We start from the raw sequence: 7,111 nt of genomic DNA on the forward strand, positions 1-7,111 counted from the left end.
TTGTCCGCTTAGTTGCCAATCACTATCCGTTAATTCGGCACCGACGTTTTATGGCGTGGAAGTTGCTCCCATCCCGCCTGACAAGCGCCACCAGAGCGCGCAGAACCAGACTCCGTGAGTGCACCATGATGAGTAGCAAAGTGGATCCGCAGTTTCGCGACATTCGTGTCGACAGCGATAACCTGGAGGCTGCCAGAAGCTGGATGTCCGGTATCTGCGGACCCCATCGACTCGTGAGCGCGACCCCCGAACGGATCCGCTTTCATCACAACGCCAACATGTTCAAATCGATGGCCACCACCCTGGGCACCATCGAATACGGCACCGACGTCACCATCGATATCGAAGACGCCGAGCACTTCAGCAGCTACAGCCTGAGCCTGCCGTTGTCGGGCGAACAGGAGCTGAGCAAGGCGGGCAGCGTGGTCAGGTCCGACCGCGATCAGGGGGTCATCATTTCCCCCAATGAACACCAACTGCTGGCAATCTCCGGTGACTGTCGCAAGGTCCAGGTGGTGATTACCCGAGTGGCGATGAGCGAGGCTCTGGAAGGGATGCTGCAACGGCCGCTGGATGTGCCGCTGCGCTTCGAGCCGATGATGGATGCGATCGATGGGGCGTCGGCGTCGTGGTGGCGCATGGCGCGTTATTTCATCGACGAGCTGGAGCGAAGCAGTGAACTCTTCGAGCAGGTGGCCTTCACCCGGGACATTGAAAGCTCGCTGATCAAAGGCTTGATCCTCGCCCAGCCCAACAACTATTCGCAGGAACTGCGGGACGCGTTGGGCGTGAAGTTGCCGCACTACCTGGTCAGGGCTCGACAGTACATCCACGACAACGCCCGCGAAGTGTTGCACCTGGAGGACATCGAAGCCGCTGCCGGCGTTTCACGCTTCAAGTTGTTCGACGCGTTCAGGAAGTACTTCGCCTTGTCGCCCATGGCCTACCTGAAAAAGTATCGCTTGAATGCCGTACGCCAGGAAATTCTCGAGCACGGTTCGGCACGCAACATTTCCGGGATAGCCATGGGCTGGGGGTTCATGCACCTGGGCCGTTTTTCCAGCGAATACCGCAAGCTGTTCGACGAAACCCCGAGCATGACGTTGCAGCGCAAGGAGGCCCGGCGCCTGCACGGGCTCTGAAGGACACTGCGGTCTTACTTGCGTACCACCAGATCGAGCAACTGCTCGCGCTCCTTGATTTTCTGCAGGACGATCTCCGAACGTATGTCGGTGACGCCGGCGGTGCGGTTGAGGTGATTGACGATGAAATCCGAGAAGTGTTTGAGGTTGCGTGCCTGGACCCGCAACACATAGTTGCTCGCCCCGGTAATGACATAGGCGGTGACCACCTCCGGCCACTGCTGGACCTTCTTGATGAAGGTCTCGTGCCAGTCCTCGACGTCCTGTCGCAACGACACATGGACGATGGCTTCCAGCTCGATGCCCAACCGTTCGGCATTCAGCACCGCGCGATAGCCGGTGATGATTCCTTCGCTTTCCAGCAGGCGCAACCGGCGCAGGCAGGCCGACGGTGACAAGGCGACTTTCTCCGCCAGTTCCTGATTGCTGATTCGGCCATCCTGTTGCAGCTGATGCAGGATTCGCAGGTCTGTCGAGTCAAGATTCATGGTTTGAATAAATCCGCGTTTATGGGTGTTGGATTCGAATTATCTGCGAAATAACTACTACATGGCTGGTTACTTTGCACGAAAATTCTCCAAAGGTTCGTTCATTATCTCTCTACCCAAAGGCAGGTTGATCGCCTTGAACCAGGGCGCCTGATCCGGCTGATGCAACCCGCCCGGATGGCGTCCCATGACAAAAAAACAGGACACTCGATGACGACAAGAAACAGTTGCCTGGCGCTTGATGCCCAGGACGCTCTGGCGCCCCTGCGCCAGCAATTCGCGCTCCCCGAAGGGATTATCTACCTTGATGGCAATTCCCTCGGTGCGCGGCCGGTCGCGGCATTGGCGCGGGCACAAGCGGTGGTCGCCGAGGAATGGGGCAATGGCTTGATCCGCAGCTGGAACAGCGCTGGCTGGCGCGAGCTGTCCGAGCGTCTGGGCGACCGCCTGGCGGGTTTGATCGGCGCGGGGGCGGGGGAGGTCGTGGTGACCGATACCACCTCGATCAATCTGTTCAAAGTGCTGAGCGCTGCCTTGCGCGTACAGGCCACAAGGTCACCGCAGCGGCGAGTGATCGTCAGCGAATCGAGCAATTTTCCCACCGACCTGTACATCGCCGAAGGCCTCGCGCAGATGCTGCAGCAGGGTTATACCCTGCGCCTGGTCGACAGTCCTGAAGCCTTGCCGCAAGCCATTGACCAGGACACGGCGGTGGTCATGCTCACCCACGTCAATTACAAGACCGGCTACATGCACGACATGCAGGCCCTGACCGCGCTGACCCATGAATGTGGCGCGCTGGCCATCTGGGACCTGGCGCATTCCGCAGGCGCAGTACCGGTCGACCTGCACCAGGCCGGTGCCGACTACGCCATCGGCTGCACCTACAAGTACCTCAATGGCGGGCCGGGATCGCAGGCTTTTGTCTGGGTTTCGCCGTCATTGTGCGATCTGGTGCCACAACCCTTGTCCGGCTGGTTCGGCCACTCACGGCAATTCGCCATGGAGTCGCATTACGAGCCGAGCAGCGGCATCGCGCGTTACCTGTGCGGCACTCAACCGATCACCTCATTGGCGATGGTCGAGTGCGGTCTGGACGTGTTCGCCCAGACCGACATGGCCAGCCTGCGCCGCAAATCCCTGGCCCTGACGGACCTGTTCATCGAACTGGTCGAGCAGCGTTGCGCGGCTCATCAACTGAAGTTGATCACCCCGCGTGAACACGCCAGACGCGGCAGTCATGTCAGCTTCGAACACCCCGAAGGTTATGCGGTGATCCAGGCCCTGATCGACCGTGGCGTGATTGGTGACTACCGCGAGCCGCGCATCATGCGGTTCGGTTTCACCCCGTTGTACACAACCTTCACTGAGGTCTGGGATGCGGTGCAGATCCTCGGCGAGATCCTCGACCGCAACACCTGGTCGCAAGCGCGATACCAGGTTCGCCACAGCGTGACTTGAAACCTGCGGCGTCCTGGTCCAGCTGCGGGCATTTTCCCGCGGCGGGCGTTCGGGCGCCGGCAATAACCAGTTCTGCAATCACAATAATAAGGAGCACGCAGAATGAAACTGTCCCTCTGGCCTGCCTTGCCGCTCGCCATCTCCAGTTGCCTTGGCCAAATGGCCTGTGCCACCTCTGACAACGGATTTGTCGAAGACAGCAGCCTGACCCTGACCAACCGCAACTTCTATTTCTACCGCAACAACCTCAACAACCCGGGCGCTCAGAACTATCGGGACGAGTGGGCCCACGGGATCATGCTCGACTACCGCTCCGGCTACACCCAGGGAACGGTGGGTTTCGGGGTCGATGCCTACGCGCAGCTGGGCATCAAGCTCGACAGTGGCAAGGGGCGCACGGGCACAGGGTTGTTGCCGGTCGATTCCGATGGCCGTCCCGAGGATGAGTACTCCGAAGCCGGAGGTGCGCTGAAGGCGCGGATTTCGCAGACCGAGCTCAAGTACGGCAACCTGACACCGCTCAATCCGGTGTTCGGCACCGGCAATGCGCGACTGTTCACCAGCAGTGCCACCGGCTTCCAGCTGACCAGCAATGAGCTCAAGGCGTTGCAACTGGACATTGGCCACTTCACTGCCGGCAACGACAATAATTCGACCAATGCCGATGGCGCCCTTAAAGCGCTGTACGCCGGGGTGGAAACCCGCAGCGTCGATTACCTGGGCGGCAGCTATGCGCTGAGCGATCAGTTGAGTGTCAGCCTGTACGGTTCTCAGTTCACCGACATCTGGCGGCAGTACTACGGCAACGTCAACTACACCTATGTGCTGACGCCAGACCAGTCGCTGAACCTGGATTTCAATCTCTATCGCACCAACGATAACGGCGACAGCCTGGCCGGCAGGATCGACAACACCACCTGGTCGTTTGCCACCGCGTACAGGTTCGGTGCTCATCGGTTGACCCTGGCGTACCAGCGGGTCGATGGCGAAGAGCCGTTCGATTACCTGGGTTTCGACCAGCAACCGGGCACGTCGATTTTTCTCGCCAACTCGATTCAGGTCCTCGACTTCAACGCCCCCAACGAACGCTCCTGGCAACTGCGCTATGACCTGGACATGGCGCCTTTCGGCGTGCCGGGGCTGAGCTTCATGTCGCGTTACGTCAGTGGCGACCACATCGATGACAGCCATTACGACGGCGGCCCCAATGGCGCCTATGGGCGTTACGGCGATGACGGCAAGCGCTGGGAACGCGACCTCGAGGCGCGCTATGTCGTGCAGTCGGGCAAGGCCAGGGACCTATCAATACGCGTGCGTCAGGCCAGTGTGCGCTCCACAGCGCAAGTCGCCCGGGCCGACACCACGGACAACAACGAAGTCCGGGTGATCATCGAGTATCCACTGAGTATTTTCTGATCCGTGTCCTGCTGTGCGTGGCTGATCCCCACCGTTAAACCCACGACGTGCTCTTCAAGAAAGACAAAATCCAGAGGACATAGAAATGACCGATAACTGCGGTTTCGAAACGATATCCAACCGTGAACATGGCCTGCGGCGTCAACTGACGTCGGGGCAGATGAGCATGATCGCCATTGGGGGTGCAATCGGCACCGGGCTGTTCATGGGCAGCGCCTATGCCATCGGTTATGCCGGGCCGAGCGTGCTGTTGAGCTATGCCATTGGCGCAATCATCACCTTGCTGTTGATGGGCTGTCTGGCGGAAATGACCGTGGCCCATTCGACCTCGGGTTCGTTCGGCGCCTATGCCGAATTTTATGTCAGCCCGCTGGCCGGGTTCCTGGTGCGCTATGCCTATTGGGCGGCGATTGTGCTCGCGGTCGGTACGGAAGTGACGGCGGTGGCGATGTACATGAAGTACTGGTTTGCCAATGTGCCGGAATGGATCTGGATCGTCTCGTTCTCCAGCGTGTTGATCGTGCTCAATGCCATCAGCGTGAAGACCTTCGGTACCTTCGAGTACTGGTTCTCGACCATCAAGATCGGCGCGATTGTCGGCTTCATTATCCTGGCGGTGTATGTGGTGTTCGGTTCCGGCAATCCCGAATACGGCGTGCACAATTACACCGCTCACGGCGGTTTCTTCCCCAATGGCCTGCAAGGGATGTGGATCGCGGTGATCGTGTCGATCTTCAGCTACCTGAGCGTGGAGATGATCGCGGTGGCGGCCGGTGAGGCGAAGGATCCGGAGCAGGCGGTGAAGAAAGCCTTTCGCGGGACTATCGTGCGCCTGGTGGTGTTCTACCTGCTGACCCTGGCATTGATGCTGGCGATCGTGCCTTGGGTCCAGGCTGACCATGCCCAGAGTCCGTTCGTCACGGTCATGCAGGCCATCGGTATTCCCGGCGCCACCGGTGTGATGAATTTCGTGATCCTGATCGCGGCGTTGTCGGCGATGAACAGCCAGTTGTACATCACCACGCGCATGATGTTCAGCCTGTCTCGAGCCGGCTATGCGCCAAAATCCATGGGGGTGTTGAGCAAGACCGGGATCCCGTTGAACGCGCTGTTGCTTTCGAGCTCGGGGATCGCCCTGGCGACCTTGCTCAACATCCTGTACCCGGAAAGTTCGTTCACCCTGATGATGGCGATCTCGATGTTCGGGGCGATCTTTACCTGGTTCATGATCTTCCTCACTCACTACTGTTTCCGTCGTTTTCATGAACGCAATGGCAACCGCAAATTGTCGTTCCGCATGCGTCTGTTTCCCTACAGCACCTTGTTGGGGTTGGTCCTGATGGGGGCCGTGATGATCACGACCTACTTCACAGAGGCCTTCAAGATGACCCTGGTGTTCGGTGTGCCGTTCTTGCTGGTGCTGTCGGTTGTCTACGGCATTTTCTTCAGGAAATCCAAGGGCGTTGCGGTGCTGAATCCGCAGCCCAGGGGCTAGACCGAAGGGAGCCTCGCTGTTGCGTAGCTCCCTTGTTTGTAACGCCCGGCCGAATATCTGTTGACCTGGCTGTTTCGTACCAACAGACTTTGTCCTTTTTGTGTGTTCCTAAAGGTCCGTCTGATGCGTAAGTCATTCACTGTTGTTGCATTAAGTCTGCTTGTATCGCAGTACTCCCTCGCCGGCGAAGCCACCAACACGGCTATCGGTGGCGGTGTCGGCGGCGCTCTTGGCAGCGTGGTCGGTCAGGCTATGGGCGGTAGCACTGGCGCTGCGATCGGCGCCGGCGTCGGTGGCGCGGCCGGGGGCGCAATGACCGCCAAGAGTGGCAAGAAGACCGAGTCCGCTATTGGCGGAGGTCTCGGTGCGGCGGGTGGCCAGGTCATCGGCAACAGTGTCGGTGGTTCCACCGGTGGCCTGATCGGCGCGGGTCTGGGTGGCGCAGCAGGTGGTGCGATCGGCAACAATATGGCCGATGTCGGGCTACAAGCAAAAGAATAAACACAAGAATAAACATAAACACAAACATCACGACTGATCGCGGGTGCGAGACAGAGCATTCGGAATGCTTTGTTTTAAAAAGGGGAGCGGGCATGGCGCTCCCCTTATGGTTGGTCTTTCAGGTCATGCCCGAGCCGCCTTGACGTCTCGGCGATCACCCGGGGTAGAGGCCTCTCGCCCACTTGCCCTTTATCCATGAGCCATTGGCGTTCTGCCGATCATTCGATTGCTTTCACACAACGTTATCCATTTACGCCGAGTGCTGACGTGTCTCACCGTCGGTCGGCTTTCTGCTGCGCGGGTTGACCCGGAGCCAGAAAGGGCTAGTTTTCATTGGGTGGGAAAATTTCCCACGCCAAAGATTCAAGGGGAAACAGTAAAGCTTATTCCCATGCCGCTCCCGGATTGCAACGCGGATCGCGTTGACACTGCTCGCGGTAAATCACCAGGAGAATGCACGATGAACACTTACCTGCTTTTCAAGAAAGGTTTATTGGCGCTGGCAATCGGTGGCGTCCTTTCGTCCTCCATCGTTTTGGTACCGGACTCCATTTCCCATGACGCCACTGCCTATGCCAAGGATGGTGGTGGTGGTGGTGGTGGTGGTG

Annotated in this window: 5 protein-coding genes and 1 pseudogene; 5 read left to right on the forward strand and 1 reads right to left on the reverse strand. The window is 58.9% G+C overall.

From position 1 onward, the window contains the following. Window positions 1-128 precede the first annotated feature (128 nt). Window positions 129-1,142 (forward strand): helix-turn-helix domain-containing protein, encoded by a 1,014-nt coding sequence (locus C9422_RS22635; protein WP_116582231.1) that lies wholly within the window; start codon window positions 129-131, stop codon window positions 1,140-1,142. A 14-nt stretch (window positions 1,143-1,156) separates the two neighbouring features. Here the strand turns inward: C9422_RS22635 and C9422_RS22640 are convergent, their stop codons facing one another. Continuing rightward, window positions 1,157-1,630, reverse strand: a complete 474-nt coding sequence (locus C9422_RS22640; protein ID WP_007971266.1) for an Lrp/AsnC family transcriptional regulator — start codon at window positions 1,628-1,630, stop codon at window positions 1,157-1,159. Between the two features lie 210 nt (window positions 1,631-1,840). On the opposite strand from C9422_RS22640, the gene kynU reads away from it, so the two are divergent. The 4 genes and pseudogenes from kynU to C9422_RS22660 all read left to right on the forward strand — a co-directional run bounded on the left by kynU (window position 1,841) and on the right by C9422_RS22660 (window position 6,540). Beyond that, complete coding sequence (kynU, locus tag C9422_RS22645; protein WP_116582221.1) at window positions 1,841-3,091, forward strand: kynureninase; 1,251 nt, start codon at window positions 1,841-1,843, stop codon at window positions 3,089-3,091. A 102-nt stretch (window positions 3,092-3,193) separates the two neighbouring features. Then, window positions 3,194-4,507, forward strand: a complete 1,314-nt coding sequence (locus tag C9422_RS22650; RefSeq protein WP_116582222.1) for an OprD family porin — start codon at window positions 3,194-3,196, stop codon at window positions 4,505-4,507. Between the two features lie 85 nt (window positions 4,508-4,592). After that, window positions 4,593-6,002 carry an amino acid permease gene (locus C9422_RS22655; RefSeq protein ID WP_116582223.1) on the forward strand — a complete coding sequence of 470 codons (1,410 nt, stop codon included), beginning with the start codon at window positions 4,593-4,595 and terminating at the stop codon, window positions 6,000-6,002. Window positions 6,003-6,125: 123 nt separating this feature from the next. After that, window positions 6,126-6,540: pseudogene (locus C9422_RS22660) on the forward strand (glycine zipper domain-containing protein). Window positions 6,541-7,111 lie beyond the last annotated feature (571 nt).

This window comes from Pseudomonas sp. B1(2018) (assembly GCF_003097365.1).
GTDB classification, from domain to species: Bacteria; Pseudomonadota; Gammaproteobacteria; order Pseudomonadales; family Pseudomonadaceae; genus Aquipseudomonas; species Aquipseudomonas laurylsulfatiphila.

Bases quoted from the DNA above. Each gene is read 5' to 3' on its own strand.
- C9422_RS22635 (WP_116582231.1), top strand. From the start codon at position 129: ATGAGTAGCAAAGTGGATCCGCAGTTTCGCGACATTCGTGTCGACAGC.
- C9422_RS22640 (WP_007971266.1), bottom strand. From the start codon at position 1,630: ATGAATCTTGACTCGACAGACCTGCGAATCCTGCATCAGCTGCAACAG.
- kynU (WP_116582221.1), top strand. From the start codon at position 1,841: ATGACGACAAGAAACAGTTGCCTGGCGCTTGATGCCCAGGACGCTCTG.
- C9422_RS22650 (WP_116582222.1), top strand. From the start codon at position 3,194: ATGAAACTGTCCCTCTGGCCTGCCTTGCCGCTCGCCATCTCCAGTTGC.
- C9422_RS22655 (WP_116582223.1), top strand. From the start codon at position 4,593: ATGACCGATAACTGCGGTTTCGAAACGATATCCAACCGTGAACATGGC.